A 23,606-nucleotide genomic window follows, 5' to 3' on the forward strand; every position below is an offset into this window, starting at 1 on the left:
CGCCGCCATGACAGCCCGTTCGCCGACAGCGGCGAAACAGCGTGGCATGGCCATTATCAGCGCCTTGTTGATCGCCGCCGTGGTGGCGGTGATCGCCGGCGGCATGCTGACCCGCCAGACCCTGTTCACCCGCGGGCTGGAAAGCGAGCAGCTGCGGGTCCAGGGCAGCTGGCAGTTGCAGGGCGGCATGGAAGTCAGCCGCCAGCGCCTGTGGGAAGACCGCCAGCGCGACGTGTTGACCCGCCTCGACCAGAACTGGGCGCGGCCGATCCAGCTCGCGGCCCTAGGCCCCGGCGCCGGGCCGTTCGAGGGGCGGCTGGAGGACGAGCAGAGCAAGTTCAACCTGCGCAACCTGCTGGCCAACGACCGCCTCGACCCGTTGCAGATAGAGAATTTCCAGCGCCTGTGCGAGCTGCTCGGGGTCAGCGCGACCCTGGGCCAGCGCATCAGCCAGCGGGTGATCGCTTCCTACCCACGGCAGTTGAGCCCGGAAGGCACGGCGGCGCCGGTCAATAACGGTTTCCAGAGCGGTCGCGACACTTCGCCCGAGGCCGCGCGCAAACCGCTGCCGGCCAAGCAACCGATGCTACGCAGTCTCGACGACTTGCTGGGGGTGAACGGCGTCGACGAAAAGCTGCTGGCGCGCTTGCAACCCTTTGTCACCATCCTGCCGGCCAATACCTGGGTCAACGGCAACACCGCCAGCGCCGAAGTGCTCGCCGCGACCGTGCCGGGGCTGGCGCTGCCACGGGCCAAGGCGCTGATCGCCGAGCGCGACAGCGGCCAGTGGTTCATCAACCAGGGTGACTTCATCAACCGCCTGCGCATGCCGCAGGTACCGGCGGACGCGGTGCGGGTCGGCATCACCAGCGAATGGTTCCGCCTGCAAGGCCAGGCCCGTGGCGAGCGGCGCCGGGTCAAGCTGCTGGCCTTGCTGCACCGCAGCGAAGACAACATGCCCCGGGTGATCTGGTCGCGGGTGGGCGTATGAGCCGCTTGCGCGTCAGCCTGCCGCCCTTGCACACACTGACGGCCGAGAGCCGGGTGAGCTTTGCCCGGCTCCAGGCTAAGGAAGGCCAGGTCAAGGAAGCCGGCGAAGCCAGCCTGATGCAACTGGGGCAGATGCCCAAGGCGCCGGCGGTGGAGTGTTTCCTGCACCCCGAGGACAGCCTGCTGGCGAGTATCGAGCTACCGGCCCTGGCCCCGGCCAAGGTCAGCGCGGCGGTGGCCTGTGCCGCCCAGGCGCTGATTCTCGGCCACAGCGACAGCCTGTACGTGGCCCACAGCCCGCGCGACAGCGACGGCCAGGTGCACATCAGCTGGTTGCCGCGCGAGGCGCTGGCGCGGCTCGGCCAGGTGCTGGAGCAGTCCGGCCTGAAACTGCGCGGCCTGTACCCGGCGCCCTATGCCTTGCCGGTGCCGGCGGCGGGCCAGTTGAGCGCCTGCCTGCAAGACCAGCACCTGTTGCTGCGCCATAGCCCGCGGCAGGGCAGTGTGCAACCGCTACCCGAAGATGCCTTGCAGGCGTTGCTGGCCAACGGCGCCGGGTTGCAATGGATAGGCGAGGCGGCCCCGCCAGCGGCCCTGGAGCAACTGCCGGACAGCTGCCGCTGGACCGGCCAGGCACCCGACTGGGGCCTGCACGGCGGGGTGCAGGACAACAGCGCTCGCCAGCAGGGCTGGGGTCGTGCCGCGGCGCTGTGCGCGGTGGCGCTGGTGGTCTGGACCCTGGGCCTGAACCTGTACGCCGCGCGCCAGGCGGCCCAGGGCCAGCAGCTCAAGGCGCAGATGAGCCAACGGGTGCAGCAGGTGTTCCCGGAATTGCCGGTGATCCTCAACCCCCTGCAACAGGCGCGTCAGCAACTGGCGGCGCGCCAGAGCGGGGCCAGCGGCGACGCTCCGCACAGCTTCAACAGCCTGGTGCTGCAGGCCAGCAATGCCATGCCTTTCGTGATCGGCGGGGTCGAGCGTTTGAACTATCAGAACGGCGAATTGCAGCTGAGCCTGCTCAGCGACACCCGTGTCCCTGCGCCCGACAGCGGCTGGCAGGGCCTGCTGACCCAGGCCGGGCTCGAAGCCAGCCCCGGCGACCAGGGCTGGACCCTGCGCGCCGCCACAGGCATGGCGACCGGCGCGGTGCCGATGGAAGCCGACGACAGCGAGGAAGACGAGGATGAATAAGCTGAACCTCAGCCGTTACCGGCAACGCTGGCAGCGTCAGGCCGCCCAGGCACAGCTGTACTGGAACGGCCTGGCCCTGCGCGAGAAACGCCTGCTGGCCGGCGCGGCGGCGCTGCTGGGCGGCTTGCTGGTGTGGCTGGTGCTGATCGAGCCGGCGCTGAACAAGATCGATTACTGGCAGGCCGAGCTTCCCAAGCTGCGCTCCCAGTCCGAAGCCCTGGAGCTGGTGCTGCACCAGGCCGGCGGGCCCCGTGGCGGTGAGACAGGGCAGAGCCTGGAGCAGTCCTTGCGCCAGACCCTGGATGCCGCCGGCCTGCAGGGGCTGTACCAGTTGCAGCTGGCGGGCGAGGGCGAGCCCCGGGCCTGGCACTTGAGTTTTCAAGAGGCCCCGGCGGATGCCGTGGTCGGTTGGCTGCTAGGCAATCCCCGGCAGTTTTCCCTGGAAGTGGTGGAGGCCCGCCTGCAACGCGCAGGGCCGGCCGACATCGATGGCACGGCAGGCAAACTGTCCGGAACCGTTCGCATGGATCAGGCGCTTGGCGCTAAGGAAGCTTCATGAAGTGGTCAGGTTCTTTTTACGCCCGCCAATCGCGCAAGGCGTTGCCCTTGCTCCTGCTGGGGCCGCTGGCCCTGGCGCTGGCGGCGTGCAGTCACAACCAGGAGCCACAGCCACCGTTGCTGGTGGACAGCGAACTGGGGCGGCCCCTGGGCGAGACCAATCGCAGTGGCGGCGATGTGGTGGCCGAGCGGGAACGGGCCCAGGCGCAACAGACCCAGCGTCCCAAATTCCAGCATCCGATCAGCCGTGCGGGACGCGCCCCCGGTGCTCCCGCCGCCAGCAGCACGGTGGTGCGCAATCCTCTGGGCGACCAGCCGGTGCGCCTGAATTTCGTCGATGTCGATATCCAGGCCGTGGTCCGGGCGCTGGCGCGTTCCACCGGCCAGCAGTTCCTGGTGGACCCGCGGGTCAAGGGCAACCTGACCCTGGTCAGCGAAGGCGAAGTGCCGGCCCACCAGGCCTACGACATGCTGCTGGCGGCCCTGCGCATGCAGGGTTTCAGCGTGGTGGACGTCGGCGGCGTGGCCCAGGTGGTGCCGGAAGCCGACGCCAAGCTGCTCGGCGGGCCGATCTACAACGCCGGCAAACCGTCGGCCAACGGCATGCTGACCCGCACCTTCCGCCTGCAATACGAAAACGCGGTGAACCTGATCCCGGTGCTGCGCCCGATCGTGTCGCCGAACAACCCGATCAACGCCTACCCGGGCAACAACAGCATCGTCATCACCGACTACGCCGAGAACCTCACCCGGGTGGCGCAGATCATCGAAGGCATCGACATCCCCAGCGCCCTGGATACCGATGTGGTGCCGGTGCAGAACGGCATCGCCGTGGACATCGCCGGCATGGTCTCCGAGCTGCTGGAAACCCAGGGCGCCGACCCGACCCAGAAGGTCAGCGTGGTCGGCGACCCGCGTTCCAACTCGATCATCATCCGCACTGGCAGCCCCGAGCGCACCGAGCTTGCGCGCAACCTGATCTACAAGCTGGACAACGCCCAGAGCAACCCGAGCAACCTGCACGTGGTGTACCTGCGCAACGCCCAGGCCGGCAAGCTGGCCCAGGCCCTGCGCGGCCTGCTCACCGGCGAGAGCGACAGCGGCACCGGCGACAACGCGCGGGCCATGCTCGGCAGCATGGGCGGCATGAGCCAGGGCGGCAGTTCCAGCAGCGGCCAGAGCGGCAGCACCAGCTCCACCAGTGGCAGCTCCAGCCTCGGCGGCGCCAGCTCCGGCAGCGGTTATGCCCAGGGCGGCAGTTCCAGCAGCAGCCAGGGCGGCACCCAGGCCTCCGACCAGAACACCGCCTTCAGCGCCGGCGGCGTGACCATCCAGGCCGATGCCACCACCAACACCTTGCTGATTTCCGCGCCGGAACCGCTGTACCGCAACCTGCGCGAAGTCATCGACATGCTCGACCAGCGTCGCGCCCAGGTGGTGATCGAAAGCCTGATCGTCGAAGTCAACGAAGACGACGCCGCCGAATTCGGCGTGCAGTGGCAGACCGGCAATCTCGGCGGCAGCGGCGTCATCGGCGGCGCCAACCTCGGCGGCAGCGGCCTCAACCTCAACGGCAAGACCAGCATCGATGTGCTGCCCCAGGGCCTCAACGTCGGCCTGGTCAACGGCACCGTGGACATCCCCGGGATCGGCAAGATCCTCGACCTCAAGGTGCTGGCCCGGGCCCTGAGGAGCAAGGGCGGGAACAACGTGCTGTCGACCCCGAACCTGCTGACCCTGGACAACGAGGCGGCGAGCATCTTCGTCGGCCAGACCATTCCCTTCGTCACCGGCAGCTACGTCACCGGCGGTGGCGGCAACAGCAACAACCCGTTCCAGACCGTGCAGCGCGAGGAAGTCGGCCTGAAGCTGAATGTGCGGCCACAGATTTCCGAGGGCGGGACGGTCAAGCTCGACATCTATCAGGAGGTCAGCAGCGTCGACCAGCGCGCCTCGGTGCAGGCCGGTACCGTGACCAACAAACGCGCGATCGACACCAGCATCCTGCTCGACGACGGCCAGATCATGGTCCTCGGTGGACTGCTGCAGGACGGCTACAGCCAGAGCAACAACGCGGTGCCGTGGCTGTCGACTATCCCCGGGATCGGCGCGCTGTTTCGCAACGAAAGCCGCTCGACCAACAAGACCAACCTGATGGTGTTCCTGCGGCCCTACATCATTCGCGACAGCGCCGCGGGGCGCAGCATCACCCTCAACCGCTACGACTTTATGCGCCGCGCCCAGGGCGGCCTGCAGCCGGACCGCAGCTGGGCCATGCCGGACATGCAGGCGCCGCAATTGCCGACGGCGGAGCAGGGGGTGCCGGGGGCTGTGCCGGTGTCGTCGCCTGCGCCAGCGCCGAGGGCGAGGATCAAAGCGGTGCCGGTGCAATGAGTTCGCCTGTTGCGTTTATGCGCTCGGCGTCTGGTGCGTTGGGTGATGGGGGGCATATCTGTTGCTGCGGTAACGGCCGCTGGCGGTTCCGCCCTTACGGCGGGTCACTTTTGGCAAACGCCGGAATGCCGGCCCAGCCCAAAGTAACCAAAAGGTCTCGCCCCTCCATTCGGTGCCTCGCTAGGGCTCGGCATGCCCTCACTCCTGCATTGCTCCGGGGGCACGCCGCCACAGGCCATCCATGGCCTGGGGCGGCTAGCGCGGCATCCCTGCCGCGCTACCCCCTACGCAACGCCTGCGTTCGGCCTCTGGGAAAGGGGCGGGTGGATCAAAGGCAAGATCAAAAGCCACAGCCAAAGCCAAGCGCGTTGTACGCGCTTCTTGTAGCCGCTGCCGCAGGCTGCGATCGGGCGCGCAGCGCACGCCAAACCAGACGACGCGATGTATCAGGCAGATCGAGGCGCATGGTTTTGCGTCTGCTTCGCAGCCGATCGCAGCCTGCGGCAGCGGCTACAGGGAACGTGTTCTCAGACAGGCCGACCGGCAGGTCGCCTCGCGTTGTTTTTGATTTTCTTGCCCCGTCGGGAGGCCGAGTGGAGGTTCTGCGCAGTGGGCAACCCGGCAGGGATGCCGGGTTAGCCGCCCCAGGCCATGGATGGCCTGTGGCGGCGGCCCACGGAGCAGGACCGGAGCGAGGGAATCCGAGCCTTGGCGAGGACCGGACGCTGGGGGCAAGAGCCTTTGGTTACTTTGGGCTTTTCAAAGTGACTCGCCGTAAGGGCGAAACCCTAGGTGGCCGTTACCGCAGCAACGGATATGTACCCCGACCCCGCCGTAAGGGCGGAACCGCCAGCCGCCGTGACCGCAGTAACGGATATGTACACGGTCAAGGCCAAGCCCATGGCCAAGCCCAGGAGTTACTCCCATGAACCCCCAACTCCCTTACGCCTGGGCCAAATCCCAACGCATCCTCCTGCGCCATGGCGAGGAGGGCGCCGTACTCCTGGTCTGCCCCTCGACCCCCGGCTGGTCGATCAGCGAAGCGCGCCGCCAGTTCGGCCCGGCGCGGCTGGAGCGGGTGCGCGACGAAGAACTCGACGGCCTGCTGGCCAGCGCCTATTCCGACACCGGCAGTGCCGCCGCCGTGGTCGGCGCCGCCGAGAACGAGGTCGACCTCGACCGCCTGATGCAGGACATCCCGGAAATCACCGACCTGCTGGACACCCAGGACGGCGCGCCGGTGATCCGCATGATCAACGCCTTGCTGACCCAGGCCGCGCGGGACGAGGCCAGCGATATCCATATCGAGCCCTATGAAAGCCATTCGGTGGTGCGCTACCGGGTCGACGGCACGCTGCGCGACGTGGTCTCGCCGCGCAAGGCCCTGCATGGCGCGCTGGTGTCGCGGATCAAGATCATGGCCCAGCTCGACATCGCCGAAAAACGCCTGCCCCAGGACGGCCGCATCGCCTTGCGCGTGGCCGGGCGGCCCATCGATATCCGCGTGTCCACGGTGCCCACCGGGCACGGCGAAAGGGTGGTGATGCGTCTGCTGGACAAACAGGCCGGGCGCCTGCAACTGGAAACCTTAGGCATGGACCCCCAGGTGCTGGGCAAGCTCGACCACCTGATCCGCCAGCCCCACGGCATCGTGCTGGTCACCGGCCCCACCGGCAGCGGCAAGACCACCAGCCTCTACGCTGCCCTGGCGCGGCTGGACGCCAGCACCAGCAATATCCTCACTGTCGAAGACCCGGTGGAATACGACCTGCCGGGGATCAGTCAGATCCAGGTCAACGCCAAGATCGACATGACCTTCGCCCTGGCCCTGCGCGCGATCCTGCGCCAGGACCCGGACATCATCATGATCGGCGAGATCCGCGACCTGGAAACCGCGCAGATCGCCGTGCAGGCTTCGCTCACCGGCCACCTGGTGCTGGCGACGCTGCACACCAACGACGCGGTGTCGGCGGTCAACCGCCTGATCGACATGGGCGTCGAGCCGTTCCTGCTGGCCTCGTCGATGCTCGGGGTGCTGGCCCAGCGCCTGGTGCGACGGCTGTGCCCGCACTGCAAGGAAGAAGACCCGACCGCCCCTGGCACCTGGCGCCCGGTGGGCTGCCCGGCCTGCAACCAGGTCGGCTACAGCGGACGCACTGGTATTCACGAGCTGTTCTGCATCGACGATGACATTCGCAGCCTGATCCACCAGGGCGCCGACGAACAGGCGCTGCGCGCCGCCGCACGGCGCGCCGGGATGTTGAGCATGCGCGAGGACGGCGAGCGCTGGGTGCGCAGCGGCGCCACCGCCCCTGAAGAAATCCTGCGCGTAACCCGGGACGCCTGATGAACCGTTATCGCTACGAAGCCGCCGACGCCCTCGGCAAGATCGAGTCCGGGCACCTGGAAGCCGACAGCCAGAGCGCTGCTTTCGGCGTGCTGCGCAGCCGTGGGCTGACGGCGCTGATGGTGCAGGTCGAGAGCAACACACCCAAGGCCGGTGGCGGGAGCCTGTTCAGCGCCAAGCTGTCGGACAACGACCTGGCCTGGGCCACCCGCCAGCTGGCCAGCCTGCTGGGCGCCAGCCTGCCGCTGGAAGCGGCGCTGAGTGCCACGGTCGAACAAGCGGAAAAAAAGCACATCGCCCACACCCTCAGCGCGGTGCGCGCCGATGTGCGCAGCGGCATGCGCCTGGCCGAAGCCCTGGCGGCGCGGCCGCGGGATTTCCCGGACATCTACCGGGCGCTGATCGCCGCTGGCGAAGAGTCGGGCGACCTGGCCCAGGTCATGGAGCGCCTGGCCGACTACATCGAAGAGCGCAACACCCTGCGCGGCAAGATCCTCACTGCCTTTATCTACCCTGGCGTGGTCGGGCTGGTCTCGGTGGGCATCGTGATCTTCCTGCTCAGCTACGTGGTGCCGCAGGTGGTCAGCGCCTTCTCCCAGGCACGCCAGGACCTACCGGGGCTGACGCTGGCGATGCTCAACGCCAGTGACTTCATCCGCGCCTGGGGCTGGTTGTGTTTCGGCGTGCTGGCCGGCGGCTTCTGGAGCTGGCGCCTGTACCTGCGCAACCCCCAGGCCCGCTTGAACTGGCACAGCCGGGTGCTGCGCCTGCCACTGATCGGGCGCTTCGTGCTGGGCCTGAACACCGCGCGCTTTGCCTCGACCCTGGCGATCCTCGGCGGCGCCGGGGTGCCGCTGCTGCGCGCCCTGGAAGCGGCGCGCCAGACCCTGTCCAACGACCGCCTGAGCCAGAGCGTCAGCGACGCCACCGCCAAGGTCCGCGAAGGCGTCAACCTGGCCGCTGCGCTGCGGGTGGAGAAGGTCTTCCCGCCGGTGCTGATCCACCTGATCGCCAGCGGCGAAAAAACCGGCGCCCTGCCACCCATGCTCGAACGCGCCGCGCAAACCCTGTCCCGCGACATCGAACGCCGCGCCATGGGCATGACCGCCTTGCTCGAACCACTGATGATCGTGGTCATGGGCGGGGTGGTGCTGGTGATCGTCATGGCGGTGCTGCTGCCAATCATCGAGATCAACCAGCTGGTGCAGTAACGACATCGATCGCGGGCTCGCTTTTCTGTAGGAGCGAGCTCGCTCGCGAAAAAGACTCAAGGCAGCGGGATGTTTCGGGAAGAACCGCGTCAAGGTTCAGGGCCATCGCGAGCAAGCTCGCTCCTACAGGGGAAAGGGTCAGCCCAGGCAACTTTTTTCTGTGCTCCATTCATCACCCGAGCGTCGAATCCGCCGAACTCGGGTTCCTCGTTCTGTCATGCACAACCACCCCCAGCGCCCCCAACCCAAGACCCGCGCCGCGCCTGGCCAAGAGCTGGCAAAAGGCCCCGCGACACCTCGCTGTCAGCTGCGCTGAAAAGCCCGCGCCAGGGCCCTCGAACACCCGAGAAAGTTTTTGAAAATCAAGGCATTTCTCCCGAGGTTTTTTCCTTTATCTGTCACCGGAAACTGCGAACTTCTTCCCCATGGCCTCACCCCGCACAACGCTCTCAGAGCAGGGCAGAGGATCTGAGCGCCATGGCGTCATGCAAGAACCATTGACCTCCGTATACACACGACGAAAGGAGATTCTTCATGTTTAAGCGCACTATGATCGCAGCTTCCCTGGCCGTAGCGGCTCTGGCTTCGGCCCAATCGATGGCGGCTGTTGTGGGTGGCGGTGCCACTCTGCCACAGAACCTGTACGGCACCACCGCCGGTACCGGCATCCTGGCTTCCTCGACTCCTGGCTTCAACCCTTACATCGGCGTAGGCAGCGGCGCAGGCAAGCAGGCCTTCTTCAACAATGACTCCACCAAGTTCAACCTGGCTGCTGGCATCAACGTCGACTACGCCGGTAGCGACTCAATCGTGAGCCTGACCGAACTTAACGCCTACAACGCCAGCGCCGACAAGGGCCGTGCCTCTTTCGGTCCTTTGATTCAGATCCCGGCCGAAGCCACTTCGGTGACCGTGCCTTACAACGTCGCTGGCCAAACCACGCTGAACCTCACCAGTGCTCAACTGGCCGATATCTTCTCGGGCAAGATCACAAACTGGAATCAAATCGTCTTCGCCGGGGTTGCCGGTCCAAACCTGCCTATCACGGTCGTCTATCGCACCGACGGCAGTGGCACCACCGAAATCTTCACCACTCACCTGAAAGCTGTGAAACCTGCTTCGGTACCTGCCGCCAGCAACAGCTTCGCCACAGCCGTGGGCTTCAACCCGGCCACCAATGCTCCAGCCGGCTCGACCTACGTCGGTGTTTCCGGTAGCGGCGCGATTGCTTCCACCGTGGCCAACACCAATGGCGCCATCGGTTATGTCAGCCCTGACTTCGCCGAGTTCAACAATGCTGCCAAGGTGGCCACAGTCAATGGTTTCCTGCCAACTCAAGTCAACGTGCAAATCACTCTGGATACCGAGTTGCCACCTACCAACCCAGCCAGCGGCAAGGATCCAGCTAACCCTCGGGATTGGGTACCGACCTTCCCCAACCCAAGCACCGGCTACCCAATCGTTGGCTACACCAACCTGATTTTCAGCCAGTGCTACAAGGACGCCGGTGACAACCTGCGTATCCGTAACTTCCTCAACACCCACTACACCGGTGGCAACAACACCACGGTGTCGAGCCACTCCTTCATCCCGCTGTCGGCCGCCTGGCAGTCCGCTGTTCACAACACCTTCTACAACACCACCAGCGCCCTGCGTGTCGGCAACACCAACGTCTGCAACGGCATCGGTCGTCCGGCCTGATACCCCGCCCTCGGCAGGGTTCGCGTAACAGCCGGCAATGGCTCAGGCCATTGCCGGCTTTCTCGTTTCCGCCTGTTGTCGCGTAGATGAACTTTGCATGACAAGAGTTCGGTCGCGCCTGCCCATAACCGCCTTAGCAGTAACCCCGCGAATGTTTGGCGTCGACCGCTGCACCCGCCATTCGCCCGAACCGTAAGAAGGACTCGCAAGTGATGCGCTCTGAGCCGAATCTACCTGTTTCCCGACTCATCAACGCCTCCGCTGTCGCCGGGCAACCGGTGCTACGACTCAAGCCGTTGGCACATGCCATTGCCTTGTTGATGCTTGCCGGCACGGCCCAGGCGGCGCAGCCCCAGGCTTTCAGTTCGGGCTGGTTCGGGGCCATGGGCGCGAACCAGGGCGCCGGCGCGGCGCGTCCATCGGTGGCGCAGCCGGCCGGTACGCCACCGCCCCTGGCGCAACAGCAGCGGGTCAACAATCAACTGCAACGTTCGATGAGCAATCTCAACAACACAGTAGCCGCCATCGCCGCCCAGCAGGCCGCGCAAGCGGCCGGGCGCGCGGCGGCGCTGAGCGCTCCACAGACTGTGCATAACGGCCTGGGGGGCAATGGCCTGAATGTGCTGCTCGGGGCCGACGGCAAGCCGCTGTTCGTCAATGCCGAGGGGCCGGTGCAGACCGATGCCAACGGCAAGGCGCTGGTGTCGATCAAGCAGACCGCCGACAAGGCGATTCTCAACTGGGAAACCTTCAATATCGGCCGTGACACCACCGTCGAGTTCCAGCAAAACGCCGATTGGGCCGCGCTCAACCGCGTCAACAACAGCACCTCGCCGAGCCAGATCCAGGGCGCGCTCAAGGCCGACGGCACGGTGATGATCCTCAACCGTAACGGCGTGGTGTTCAGCGGCAGCAGCCAGATCAATGTGCGCAACCTGGTGGCTGCGGCCACCACCATCAGCGACGAGCAGTTCAACAACCGTGGGCTGTTCAGCGCCAGCGACAGTGCGCCGACGTTCAGCGACGCCGCTGGCAAGGTGCTGGTGGAGCAGGGCGCATTGCTCCAGACCCACACGCCAGGTTCTTCCACCTCCAGCGGCGGTTATGTGCTGTTGCTGGGCAAGGAAGTGGATAACGCGGGCAGCATCAATACTCCGCGAGGCCAGACCGCTCTGGTGGCCGGCGACAGTTTTGTGATCAAGAAAGGCTACAGCACCGACGGCAACCCGACCTCGACCACCCGCGGCAACGAGGTCGTCGCTTCGGGCATCGGCAAGGTCAGCAACCACGGCTCGATCCAGGCGGCTACCGGCGACATCACCCTGAGCGCCCAGGAGGTGCTGCAACAAGGCCTGGCCCTGAGCAGCACCTCGGTGGACGCCCGCGGCACCCTGCATCTGAATGCCCGTGGCAGCGACGCCAAGGTCACCCTGGGCGAGGGCAGTACCAGCGCGATCCTGATCGACAGCAGCACGGCCCTGGACAGCCAGCGGGACGGGTTGCTGACGCCAGCCTTGAACCTGGCTGGCAACGCGACGCCGGCCGATACCTATCGTCGCGACCAGTCACTGGTGGAGATCGCCAGCGGCGGCACCGTGGACTTCCAGAGCGGTTCGATCACCCTGGCCACCGGCGGCCAGGTCGCGGTGAATGCCGGGCAGCGCAGCCTGGTGCGCGACGGTGCGGTGATCGATGTGTCAGGGGCGGTGGGCGTCAAGGTGGCGATGGAGTCCAACAGCGTCAAGGTCAATATCCAGGGCAACGAGCAGCGTGACGCCTCGGTCAACCGCGACAGCAAGAACCTCAACAACAACGATGTCTGGGTCGATGCCCGCGAGCTGGTGCTGGTCCCGGCGGGGACCAACGGCTACGCCACGGATCGCTGGTATACCGCTGGCGGCTTGCTGGAGGTGGGCGGTTATCTGGGAACCCAGCCGCACAACGTCGGCGAATGGATGGCCCAGGGCGGCAGCGTACGTCTGAGCGGCAATGAGGTGGTGACTCAGCAGGGTTCGCAGATCAACCTCTCCGGCGGCACCCTGGACGTGCAGGACGGAATGATCCAGCAGACCTGGCTGCGGACCGCCGATGGCCGGCTGATCGAGTTGTCCAGGGCTCCGGGCGACATTCTCTACAGCGGGCTCTACAAGGGTTTCGAAGAGCACAGCGTGCGCTGGGGCCAGACCGAGTATCACTACAACTCATTGATTGCCCCCCGCGAGCGCTTGGAGCAAGGCTACAGCGTGGGTCGAGACGCCGGCCGCCTGGAAGTCAGCACTCGCCATGCGGTACTCGAAGGGCAGATCGTCGGTGATACCTTCCAGGGCGATCGCCAGACTCAGGCCCCACGCCCGGGGCTCGATGGCTACCAGCAAGGACAAAACGCCGTGGCCCGGGGCGGGCAGTTGGTGGTGGGGGCCTATGTGCCTTACTACGTCAAGGACAGCGCCAGCCTGCAGTACGCCCTGAGTGCCGATGCCAATACCGTCAAGCAAGTGGTGCTGGGGCAGGCCGCGGCGATAGCCAATGGGCTGGACCTGGACACTGTTCTGCCCGATGAGCGCAAGGGCACCTTGTGGCTCGACACCGAGCAGCTCAACGGTTTCCAGCTCAGCAGCATCAAGGTCGCCGCCACCGGCAGCATTCTGGTTGACGGTGCGCTGCAGGTCAGTTCCGGCGGCGATATCACCCTGTATGGGCCACAGGTGCAGGTTGATGCCGACCTGACAGCCCATGGCGGCAGTCTCGCCCTGGGCAATGTGCTGCAGCAGATCACCAGCAATGGCAAGCTCGACACTACCCTGGCGGCGACGGGGGGCAAGCGCGCGACGCTGACAGTTGGCAGTGGCGTCCGGCTGGACACCAGCGGCCTGTGGAGCAACCTGTTGCTGGATCCCGCCGATGGCAGTCGCTTGCCTTACCTCAATGGCGGCAGCGTCTCGCTGCGCAGCAGCGCCGATGTCGCACTGGAGAGCGGCAGCCTGATCGACGTGTCGTCGGGCGCGGCGCTGATGAGCGACGGCAAGACCCGCGCCGGCAAGGGCGGCAATGTCACCCTGGCGGCCAATGCCAACAGCGCGGCGGCTATCGGTACGCTCACTTTGGACGGTGAGTTGCGCGGCTATGGCGTGAACGGTGGCGGCACCTTGAGCCTGCAGAGCGGCAAGGTGCTGATTGGTGAACGCGCCGCCGACACTGCTGCCGACACCCTGGTGCTGGCCCCGCAGTTCTTCGACAAAGGCTTCGCCGCGTATGACATCACCGGCAATCAGGGTCTGAAGGTGGCCGACGGGGCACAGGTCGAGGTGACCCAACCGGTGTATCTGTTGGGCGATCAGGCCAGGAGTATGGCAACGGGCGCGGACCTGACCTCTGTGCTGGAGCGCTGGCTACCGGAGCTTTACCAGGAAGATCCGATCAAATCCGTACTCGGCCAGCGCCAGGGCGCGAGCATCAACCTGCGGGCCGGCACCTTGCGTTCGAGCGCGGCGGACATGGCCAGTACCCAGCTGGTGGTGGGTAAGGGATCGGCCATCAGTGTCGATCCGGGCCAGTCGATCACCTTGGGCAGCATCGGTCAGTTGACCGTGGACGGTGCATTGAATGCCTGGGGCGGCGCCATCACCTTGAGCGGTATCTCGGTTGCGCCGGATGTGGCCGAAGACGTCGAGAGCGCCGGTCATGGCCGCTCGATCTGGGTGGGGGAACAGGCGGTGCTCGATGTCGCCGCGCGGGCGGCTACCGCGACCGATGCCCTGCGGCGTCGCTACGGGAAGGTGGACGCGGGTGGCAGCATCGTGATCGGCGGGCAAATCGATCCGCAGACCGGTATCGCCAGCGCGGCCAATCAATTCGTGGTGGTGCGTGAAGGCGCGCGCCTGGAGGCTTCCGGCGCCCAGGCCATGGTCGATGTGGCGGGTCAAGGGCCGGTGGCGATTGCCAGCGGCGGCGGCAGTATTTCCCTGGCGTCGAACAACGGTTTGTACCTGGACGGCAGTTTCAGCGCCCACGCTGGTGGCAGCGGCGCGGCGGGCGGCTCACTGAATGTGGCGCTGGAGACACCGCTCTACCGCACCAATGCGTCGCAGCGGGTACGCCAGGCGCGGGAGATGGTGGTTGGCCAGGTCAGCGCCGACAGCCTGCTGCCCGGCGGCGTCGGTCCCGAAGCCGTGCAAGACCGTCTTGCCTATGGCCATGCCCGGCTGGGGATGGAGAAGGTTCAGGAGGGGGGCTTCGATAACCTGTCGCTGCTCAGCAACGGCCTGATCAGTTTCGACGGCACGCTGTCGCTGTCTCTGGGGCAGAGCCTGCAGTTGTATGCCGGTGCCCTGGCGTTGAGCGATGGCGCCGCGACCGGTTCGCGGGTGCAACTGGCCGCGCCTTATGTACGCCTGGCGGGTGTCGGCGCGGTGGATGCGCCTGACCGCTCGATGCGCCCTACAGTGCAGGGTGGAGTTTCGACCCAGGCTTCGACGGGCAGCCTGTTGGTCACGGCGGGTAACGTACTGGATATCCGCGATGGCGTGAGTATCGGTGCCCATGACACCACCGCCAGCGGCCTGAGCCAGGCCATAGACCGCCGCGCCTTCGACGACACGCAACTGATCAGCCAGGGCGACCTGCGCTTCCTGGCCAGCACCGTCAATACGCGCAATACCAACCTGAGCACCCAGGCCGACCTGCGGCTGGCGGCGGCGCAGATCTACCCGGCCACCGGCGCGGTGGCCCAGGTGCTCGCGGGTTATCGGGGCAATGGCCTGGACTACGATCCAGACCGCACCCTGAGTATCGGGCGCACCGGCAGCGCCAATCCGGCGCAACCCTATTCGGTGTTCGGCAAACTGACCCTTGGTGCGGCCGTCATCGAGCAGGGCGGCGTGCTGCGGGCGCCCCTGGGCAATATTTCCCTGGGCACCCAGGTGGGGATATTGCGCTATACCAAGGAACTCAGCCTGCTGCCGGGCAGCCTGACGTCGGTCAGCGCCGCGGGCCTGACCTTGCCCTATGGCGGCACGGTGGACGGTGTGACCTGGCGCTTCGACGGTCAGCAAGTGGATTTGCTGGGTGTGGGTGGCACCAGTTCCAGCGGTAACCTAGTGGTGGGCGCGCAGTTGCTGGGGCAGTCGATCGAGGTGCCGCAGGGCGCGGTACTGGACCTCTCCGGGGGTGGCCAGTTGCTGGGCGCGGCATTCGTTTCCGGACGCGGCGGTTCGACCGATGCGCGCTATAACCCCTTGGTGCAGTTCGGCGCCGATGGCCGCTTTACTTTGCCGGGGCTGGATACCAATCCGGTGTATGCCATCGTGCCCGGGGTCCAGGCGAATGTCGCGCCCAGCGGCGGCGAGGCGGGGGCGACAACGCCCTTGGTGGGCCAGCAGATCAGCATCGACGCGGGCGTCCCCGGTTTGCCGGCGGGCACCTACACCTTGCTGCCGTCGACCTATGCCTTGCTGCCGGGGGCGTTCCGGGTCGAGATCAATGGCTTGGCCGCGCCATTCGGCGCCACCGCGCTGACCCGCGGCGCGGCCATGCGCAACGGCTCCTGGTCCAGCGCCGGCCGGCTGTCCATCGCCCAGACCGGGATTCAGAATGCCTTGAGCCACCAGGTGATCCTGACCCCGGCTGCGGTGTTGCGCAGTTACTCGCAATACAACGAAACCCCGTATGCCGATTTCGTGCGCAGCGATGCCGCGCGCCAGGGCGTGCCTCGGGCGGCGCTGGAGGCCGATGGCAAAACCTTGCGGGTCAGCCTGATCGCCGGCCAGAACGGTTCTCCCAACGGTTTCGAGTTCGCTGGGGTAGCACGTTCGGCGGCGGCCGAAGGCGGTTTTGGCGCGAGCCTGGAGGTGATGTCCAGCGGCAGCGCCATCGAGATTCTGCCGGCCGGGGCCACTGCCAGCGGCAACGGGGTGGCGTTCCATGCCGATGATCTGAACGCCATTGGCACGGCCCGCATGAGCATTGGCGGAGCGCCGACCGTGGTGTATGGCCAGGGCGGCAATTTTGTTGGCTTCGATGCGAACCGTGCCGCCGAGTCGGTGACGTTGCGCCAGGGCGCGACCTTGTCGGCCCCTGAAGTGTTCCTCGTTTCCGGCCTGCCCAGTGGCGCGATTCAAATCGAGCAGGGCGCATCGATCAACACCCTGGGGCGTGGCGAAGCGGCCTACGACTCCACCGATGGTTTCATCTACCAACCCGGACTTCGCAGTGTGCTGGCCGTCTCCAACGGTGTGCTGCAAATGCTCGCGCCGACCGAGGGTGATATTTCCCGAGGGCCTGGCAGTATCTTGATCGGGGACTGTGCACAGGCTACCTGCCAGGGCGAAACCACGCTGTACTCCCAAGGCACCATTGCCTTCGCCACCACCAACACCTTCAGGTTGGGCGACGCGGTGCGTTACGGCACCCGTCACCTGGCGCTGGCGGTCGGTGGGATCAATGTCGGCAGTCCAGAGGCGTTGGCCGCCGCCCAGGCGCGCAATGCACTGCCGTCGGGGCTGACCCTCAACCAGGAGGTCATGAACCGCTTGCTGCGCGGCGATATCGCCAGTGGGGCGCCGGCGCTGGAAACCCTGTCGTTGACCGCCGGCCAGTCATTGAATTTCTACGGCAGCACCACCCTGAGCACCCTGGACAGCAACGGCCAGTCGATGCTCGACAACCTGATGCTCAGCACCCCGGCGATCTACGGCGCCGGCGCGGCCGGCGATGTGGCGTTGATCCAGACCGGTAACTTGATCTGGAACGGGGTCGCCGGTACGCCCGCCGCGGTGATTGCCAACGGCGCCGGCGCCGGCAGCGGCACCCTGGAAATCCGGGCCCGGCGCATCGAATTCGGCTATGGCCCCAACACTCAGCCCGATCCTTTGGCCGACTACGCCCGCCTGGCCCTGGGCTTTGCCAACGTCAATCTCAGCGCCAGCGAACGCCTGACCGCTAACCATAAGGGCAGCCTGGCGGTGTACCAGTCCCAGGGTGCCTATGAAGCCGGCAAGGGCTTCGCCTACAGCGGCGGCAACCTGAATATCAGCACGCCGTTGCTCACCGGCGAGGCCGGTTCGGTCAATCGCCTCACGGCGGGGGGCGACCTGCGTTTGAGCCGCGCGCCGGGTCAGCAGGCGGCCTTGCCGGCCATCGACAGCCTTGGCGCTGAAGTGTTGCTGGCCGGTAACAACGTCGAACTGGACAGCGCCGTGGTCCTGCCTAGCGGCAAGCTGACGGTCAATGCCGAGCATGCCTTGAACCTGACCGACAGCGCACATCTGGACCTGGCCGGGCGCCAGGTCACCTTCAACGAAGTCAGCCAATACAGCTGGGGCGGCGATGTGATCCTGCAAAGCCGCGAGGGCGATATCCGCCAGGCGGCGGGATCGCGGATCGACTTGTCGGCAGAGAACAACCACGGTGGCAATCTGAAAGTGCTGGCGGTGGGCGAGGGCGGCGGTCAGGTGGATCTGCAAGGCGCGCTGCTCGGCGCCAGCAGCGGGTATTACGACGCCGGCGGCACCCTGGTGCCCTACAAGGCTGGCAGCGTCGATATCCGCGCGCAGACCCTGGGGGATTTCGCCGCGCTCAACCAGCGCCTCAACCAGGGCCAGGTGTTCGGTGCCCGCAGCTTCCAGATCAAGCGCGGCGACCTGACCATCGGCAACGAACTCAAGGCCGGCGAAGTCAACGTGTCCGTGGACAACGGCCAGTTGACGGTGCTGGGCAGCATCGACGCCAGTGGCGAGCGGGTCGGCAGCATCCGCCTGGCCGCCAGCCAGGGCCTGACCCTGGCCGGCAGCTCGGTGCTCGATGTCCACGGCACGGCCCTGCGGGTCGACAGCTACGGCAAGATCATCGATTCGCCGAACCGTGCGCTGGTCGAACTCAACTCCGGCCAGGGCCAATTGACCCTGGCCGACGGCGCACGCATCGACCTGCGCCATGGCACCTCGGTCGCTGCCGGTACGGCGCCTGGCCAGTACGACGGCCAGGCCCGCGGGACGCTGGAGCTCAATGCCCCGCGCCTGGATGCCAACGATCCGACCCTGGGCGATATCGCCATCGACGCCAGTGGCCGGCTGAACATCCTGGGGGCCCGTTCCATCGCGGTAAACGGTACCGCCCGTTACACCGATGCCCCCGAGGGCACGGCGCCGGCCGCCAGCGGTCGGCCGTACCAGGTGATCGATCAGGCCTACCTGGACGCCAAGCATCAGGACAGCCAGCGCTTTATCGACAATGCCTTGGGCAATGCTGGCCTGATGAACGGCAAGCTGGCCGGTTTGAACAACGCCAGCTATGCCGACGCCTTCCACCTGCGCCCAGGGCTGGAGATCGTCACCCAGGGCGATCTGGTGATCAGCGGTGACCTGGACCTCTCCGGCTATCGCTATGCCAGCGTCAATCCCCATGCGCAGAAAACCGCGGTGTACGGCTCCGGCGAACCGGGCAACCTGGTGATTCGCGCCGGTGGCAACCTGGATATCTACGGCAGTATCAACGACGGTTTCGCGCCGCCACCGCCGACCCCGGACGATGCCGGCTGGGTACTGACACCCGGTCGCCAAGCCTTTGGCGGCGACGTGGTGGTGCCGGGGCCGGGGGTGACGCTGGCTGACGGCAGCCTGTTCCCGCCCGGCAAGACCCTCAACTACGCGTTGCCGATCAAGCCGGTACGCCTGGCGCAGGGGACCGTGCTGCCGGTCGAGGCGACCCTGCAGGCCCCGCTGGAACTGCTGGCCGGCACCGTGCTGCAAGCAGCGGTGCGCGACAGCGCCGGCAATCAGGTGTATGCCGCCGGCACCCTGATCCGCGAGGCCGTGACCCTGGCCAGCGGCATGACCCTGGACGCTGGAACGCGACTGCCCCGTGCGGCCTCGCTGGGCGCCATGACCTGGCCGGCCGGGGTGCCGTTGCCGAGACGCGACAGCTTTGGCCCGAACAACCCGGACGGCGTGCAACTGGCCGGCTCGCTGGCGCTCAAGGTGGGCGCGTTGATTCCGTCGGAAACCGATATCAAGTTGCCGTCCGGGGTGATTTCGGTGCCCCTGCGCACAGTGACCGGCGGGCGCCAGGGCAGTAACTGGGCCGTCGCTCCGTTGTTGCCGGAAGGCTCGTTGTCCTGGTCGATGCGCCTGGTGTCGGGGGCCGATACCCAGGCCGCCGACACCCGGGCGATCAAACCGGTGATGGCTGGCGACCTGACCTTGGCCGATACCCATTACGCGGTCCTCGAGGGGCACGAGACCATTATTATTCCGGGAACTCCGGAGCGTCCGGCGGGGGCCTGGTTCTGGAACGAGCTGGGGGTGTTGATCGACCCGAGTTTCGTCGAAGGCACACGGGTCGCGCCGGCGGATGAGTCCTGGTGCGCCGAAGGTATGTGCAATCGCTTCAACTATGTGTGGAACGACCTCGGGGTGTTGATCGACCCTGGCTTTGTCGAGGGAACACCGGTTCTGGCGGAATATGAATCCTGGTGTGCAGAAGGCCTGTGTACCTCGTTGGGCGAAGCCATCCCCGGCACGCCGGAGCAGGTCATCGTCGGCCCGGTGAACAGAGTGACGCCAGTCACCCAGAACTTCAGTGTACTACGCACCGGTACCGGGGATCTGGACCTGCTGGCGGCGGGTAATGTGGCCATGCAGTCGTCATATGGGGTCTATACCGCCGGGGCTTCGACGGCCGCACGAGCCGGCGATCTGCAGGCCGCTTTCGATCAGCCGCGCAGTCGGGGCAGCGATGACAGTGTGCTGGGCAGTGCGGCGGCCGCTTACGAAGCCCTGGTCAACGAGGCCCCGGGTAGTCTGTATGCGGCCTGGTACCCGGATCAGGGCGGCAACCTGCTGTTGCGTAGCGGTGGCAGTCTGACCGGCGATGTGTTCAGTAGCTACACCCTCCCGCGTAACGAAAACGCCCGCGCTCAATTGGCCAGTTCCAACCTGGGCAATTGGCTCTGGCGCCAGGGGACTGGTGATACGGCCGGGGTTACGCCGATTCCGGCCAGTTGGTGGATCAACTTCGGCACTTATGTGAATGGTCGTGGAGCAGTGAATACCGGTAATCCCGATAGCAGCCTGATTGCGCAACTGCCAATACTGGTGGGCTTTACCGGTATCGGCACCTTGGGCGGTGGCAATCTGACGTTGGACGTGGGCCGTGATGCCGGCTTGCTCAGCCGTCGTGGCGCTCCGGATGCGGCTTCCTCGCCACGTAGTCAGGGGCTGGTGCTGGCGGTGGGCAGCAGCGGTCGAGTGACCCCGGCAGGTGAACTGCTGCTGACCGGCGGTGGTGATCTGGAGGTGCGCGTGGGTGGTGATCTGAACCCCGGATTATCGGCTCGGGCCACCACCAGTGCATCGGTCATCAATTCAGTCTCCACCGATTACACCCAGCAGAACCTGAGCTTGAACGGGGTCTTGAGCAACCTGCGTGGCGCGCTCGGCCTGCAAGCCTCGAGCCTGGGGGGGATTGCCTTGAACTATGGCAGTCTCGCGCTGTTCAACGACAGCAAGGAGACCCGCGCCTACGATCCGTTCAACGCGTCCCTGGGCACCGCGACAGGGGGCATGGTGTTGATGCTCGGCGACTCCACGGCCAGCTTGGCCACCCGTGGTGACCTGGTGCTGGCCGGTACGGGCGACCCAGGGCGGACGTCTACTGAAAACGCCTCGGCATTCACCTATGACGGTACTTCTTATGGAGCGGGGGGCTATGGCTGGTTCTCGCTGTGGACCGATAGCACTGCGATCAACCTGTTTTCGGCGGGCGGCAATCTGACCCCGAGTGTGCAGGCCGGTGATCTAGGCAATAACGGTCAACCTATTGGCAACCGCAACAGCTCGCCGACCGATGGCCGATTCATCTTCCCTTCGCAATTGAGCGCAGTTGCCGCCAGTGGCGATGTGTTTATCGGCGGCTCGGCGTTGGGGGGTACGAGTAACAACTCGCAGTACTCGTTGCTGTTGGCGCCGTCGACCCAGGGTCGCCTGGAAGTGCTGGCCGGGGATTCGATTTATGCCGGCGGGTATGCCATCAACCAGTCTGGAGCCTCTCTGAGCGCGATGCCCACGCCTTTTACTCCGGCATTCGCGGGTTGGGGTATGGACCCTAATAACCCCATAGCTAACCCCATAGTGACTAATCTGAGCAGCGACGGCATTACGATCCCGAACACCAAGGCCGAGTTTTCGCTGTTTGCCTTTGGTTCCAATACCGCCAGCAATCAGTTTGCCAGCCGTGACGCGGCGCGCTTTTATGCGGTTGGCGGGGATATAGTCGGGTTGCGCAGTGGTGAAATACTGAACTTCACCGCCGGTTCACGGCTTGGACAAACCTGGTACGAAGCGGCCGGGCCGGTGTGGATGAAGGCGGGGCGCGATATTGTCAACTCGGGAACTGCTTTGGGCGAGCCGACAGGGATCCCCACCGTCATCGCCAGTTCCCTGGGGGGGCTGTCCGGTAGCGGCACCAGCAGCGGCAACCTGTTCGTCCATAACGATCCTCGGGATATTTCCATCGTTTCCGCCGGACGCGACCTGCTGTTCAGCTCTTTCAACGTCGCCGGCCCCGGCACGCTGGAGATCAGCGCCGGACGCAATATCCTGATGCAGGACAAGGCCTCGGTGAGCAGTCTCGGCCCGGTGGTGGCCGGCGACTCGCGGCCTGGCGCCAGCATCGTCATGCAGGCCGGGGTTGGGGCCGCCGGCCTGGATTACCTGAAGTTCGTCACGCCCTACCTGGACCCGAGCAATCAGGCCGAGGCCGGCGTGCCGCTGGCCGAGCAACGGGGCAAAGTCGCCAAGACCTATGAAGCGCAATTGTTGCAGTGGCTCAAGGAGCACTTTGCCTTCGAGGGTTCCGGCGACGAGGCGCGGGGCTACTTTGCCAGCTTGCCGGCGGAGCAGCAGCGGGTCTTCGCCCGTCGCGTCTACTTCGAGGAACTGCGTGAGGGCGGCCGCGAATACAACGATGCCAACGGCCCGCGTTTCGGCAGCTTCCTGCGCAGTCGCAACGCGATTGCCGCCTTGCTGCCGAGCAAGGATGTGGCGGGTAACCCGATCGTTTACGACGGCGACATCACGATGTATGGCGGCGCGGGCGTACACACCCTGTTTGGCGGCGATATCCAGATGCTCACCCCGGGCGGGCAGCAGGTATTCGGCATCGAAGGCGAGGCGCCGCCGGCCAGCGCCGGGGTCATCACCCAGGGCGCCGGCGATATCCAGTTGTATTCCCAAGGCAGCATCCTGCTGGGGCAGAGCCGGGTTATGACCACCTTTGGCGGGTCGATCCTTGGCTGGTCGAACGCCGGCGACATCAACGCCGGACGTGGTTCCAAGACCACCGTGATCTACACCCCGCCCAAGCGGGTCTACGACAACTGGGGCAATGTCACGCTGTCGTCGAACGTGCCGAGCTCGGGGGCGGGGATCGCCACCCTGGCGCCGATTGCCGAGGTGCCCGCCGGGGATATCGACCTGCTGGCGCCCTTGGGCACCATCGACGCCGGCGAGGCGGGGATCCGGGTCTCGGGCAACGTCAATATCTTCGCCCTGCAAGTGGTCAACGCCGCGAATATCCAGACCCAGGGCAAGTCCTCGGGGATTCCGGTGGTGGCGTCGGTCAACACCGGGGCCCTGACGTCGGCCAGTTCGGCGGCGTCTTCGGCGACCCAGGCCGCCGAGGATGTGGCGCGCCAGCAGCAGGCGGCGGCGCGGCAGAACATGCCGTCGGTGTTTAGCGTGCAGGTGCTGAGTTTCGGCCAGGAGCGCCTGGCGCCGACCCAGGATGGCGCCAGCCGGGCCAACCCCGGTTACAACCCGGACAGCCCGGTGCAAGTGCTGGGCGCCGGGCCGCTGAGCGATCAGGCGCGCCAGCAGTTGACCGAGGAGGAGCGGCGGCAACTGACCTTATAGGTTCTCTCGTGGCAACACGTTTGGGGGCGATCATTGATCGCCCCTTTTTTTTGCAGAGCTGCCACACAGGTGCCTATCACCCCTTGAGACCTAGGCGAAGGCTCTAGTCCGCGGGTTTGCCATTTTCTGCCCGCATTCATGGAGAAGACCGGCGCCTATCGGCCGGCCCGGCGGATGATTGACGGCAAAATAATGGCAAATTAACATCGCGCCACTATTTTGATATCAAGCTGTCTCGAGGGACCGAACATGTACTCACCCGCCCTCGCGGGGAGGTTGTGCCTGGCTTTGCTGTGCCTGACTCCGCTA

General features: G+C 66.0%; 8 protein-coding genes. All 8 read left to right on the forward strand.

Features of this window, described 5'->3' with window-relative positions; translation table 11 throughout:
- Nucleotides 1-7: 7 nt before the first annotated feature.
- Nucleotides 8-991, forward strand: coding sequence for a type II secretion system minor pseudopilin GspK (gspK, locus tag AC07PQ_RS08510; protein WP_493184878.1), 984 nt, complete (start codon nucleotides 8-10; stop codon nucleotides 989-991).
- Nucleotides 988-2,181, forward strand: a complete 1,194-nt coding sequence (gene gspL, locus AC07PQ_RS08515; protein ID WP_493184877.1) for a type II secretion system protein GspL — start codon at nucleotides 988-990, stop codon at nucleotides 2,179-2,181. Before gspK ends, gspL begins: the two co-directional genes overlap by 4 nt.
- Nucleotides 2,174-2,740: a type II secretion system protein M gene (locus AC07PQ_RS08520; protein ID WP_493184876.1), complete on the forward strand. Its 567-nt coding sequence runs from the start codon at nucleotides 2,174-2,176 to the stop codon at nucleotides 2,738-2,740. Before gspL ends, AC07PQ_RS08520 begins: the two co-directional genes overlap by 8 nt.
- The gene (gene gspD, locus AC07PQ_RS08525; RefSeq protein ID WP_493184875.1) at nucleotides 2,737-5,133 is read left to right on the forward strand and encodes a type II secretion system secretin GspD; all 2,397 of its coding nucleotides are present in this window, start codon (nucleotides 2,737-2,739) and stop codon (nucleotides 5,131-5,133) included. The genes AC07PQ_RS08520 and gspD overlap by 4 nt, the downstream gene beginning before the upstream one ends.
- A 925-nt stretch (nucleotides 5,134-6,058) precedes the next feature.
- A complete protein-coding gene (gene gspE / locus AC07PQ_RS08530) occupies nucleotides 6,059-7,480 on the forward strand; it encodes a type II secretion system ATPase GspE (RefSeq protein WP_007928981.1) in 1,422 nt (473 codons plus the stop codon).
- Nucleotides 7,480-8,691 carry a type II secretion system inner membrane protein GspF gene (gene gspF / locus AC07PQ_RS08535; protein ID WP_169897576.1) on the forward strand — a complete coding sequence of 404 codons (1,212 nt, stop codon included), beginning with the start codon at nucleotides 7,480-7,482 and terminating at the stop codon, nucleotides 8,689-8,691. Before gspE ends, gspF begins: the two co-directional genes overlap by 1 nt.
- Nucleotides 8,692-9,225: 534 nt before the next feature.
- Nucleotides 9,226-10,392: a phosphate ABC transporter substrate-binding protein PstS gene (locus tag AC07PQ_RS08540; protein WP_493184874.1), complete on the forward strand. Its 1,167-nt coding sequence runs from the start codon at nucleotides 9,226-9,228 to the stop codon at nucleotides 10,390-10,392.
- A 212-nt stretch (nucleotides 10,393-10,604) separates the two neighbouring features.
- Entirely contained in the window at nucleotides 10,605-23,297 is a 12,693-nt protein-coding gene (locus AC07PQ_RS08545; protein WP_493184873.1) for a filamentous hemagglutinin family protein, read from the forward strand.
- Nucleotides 23,298-23,606: the final 309 nt, after the last annotated feature.

It is taken from the genome of Pseudomonas sp. GW821-FHT09E12, assembly GCF_059416085.1.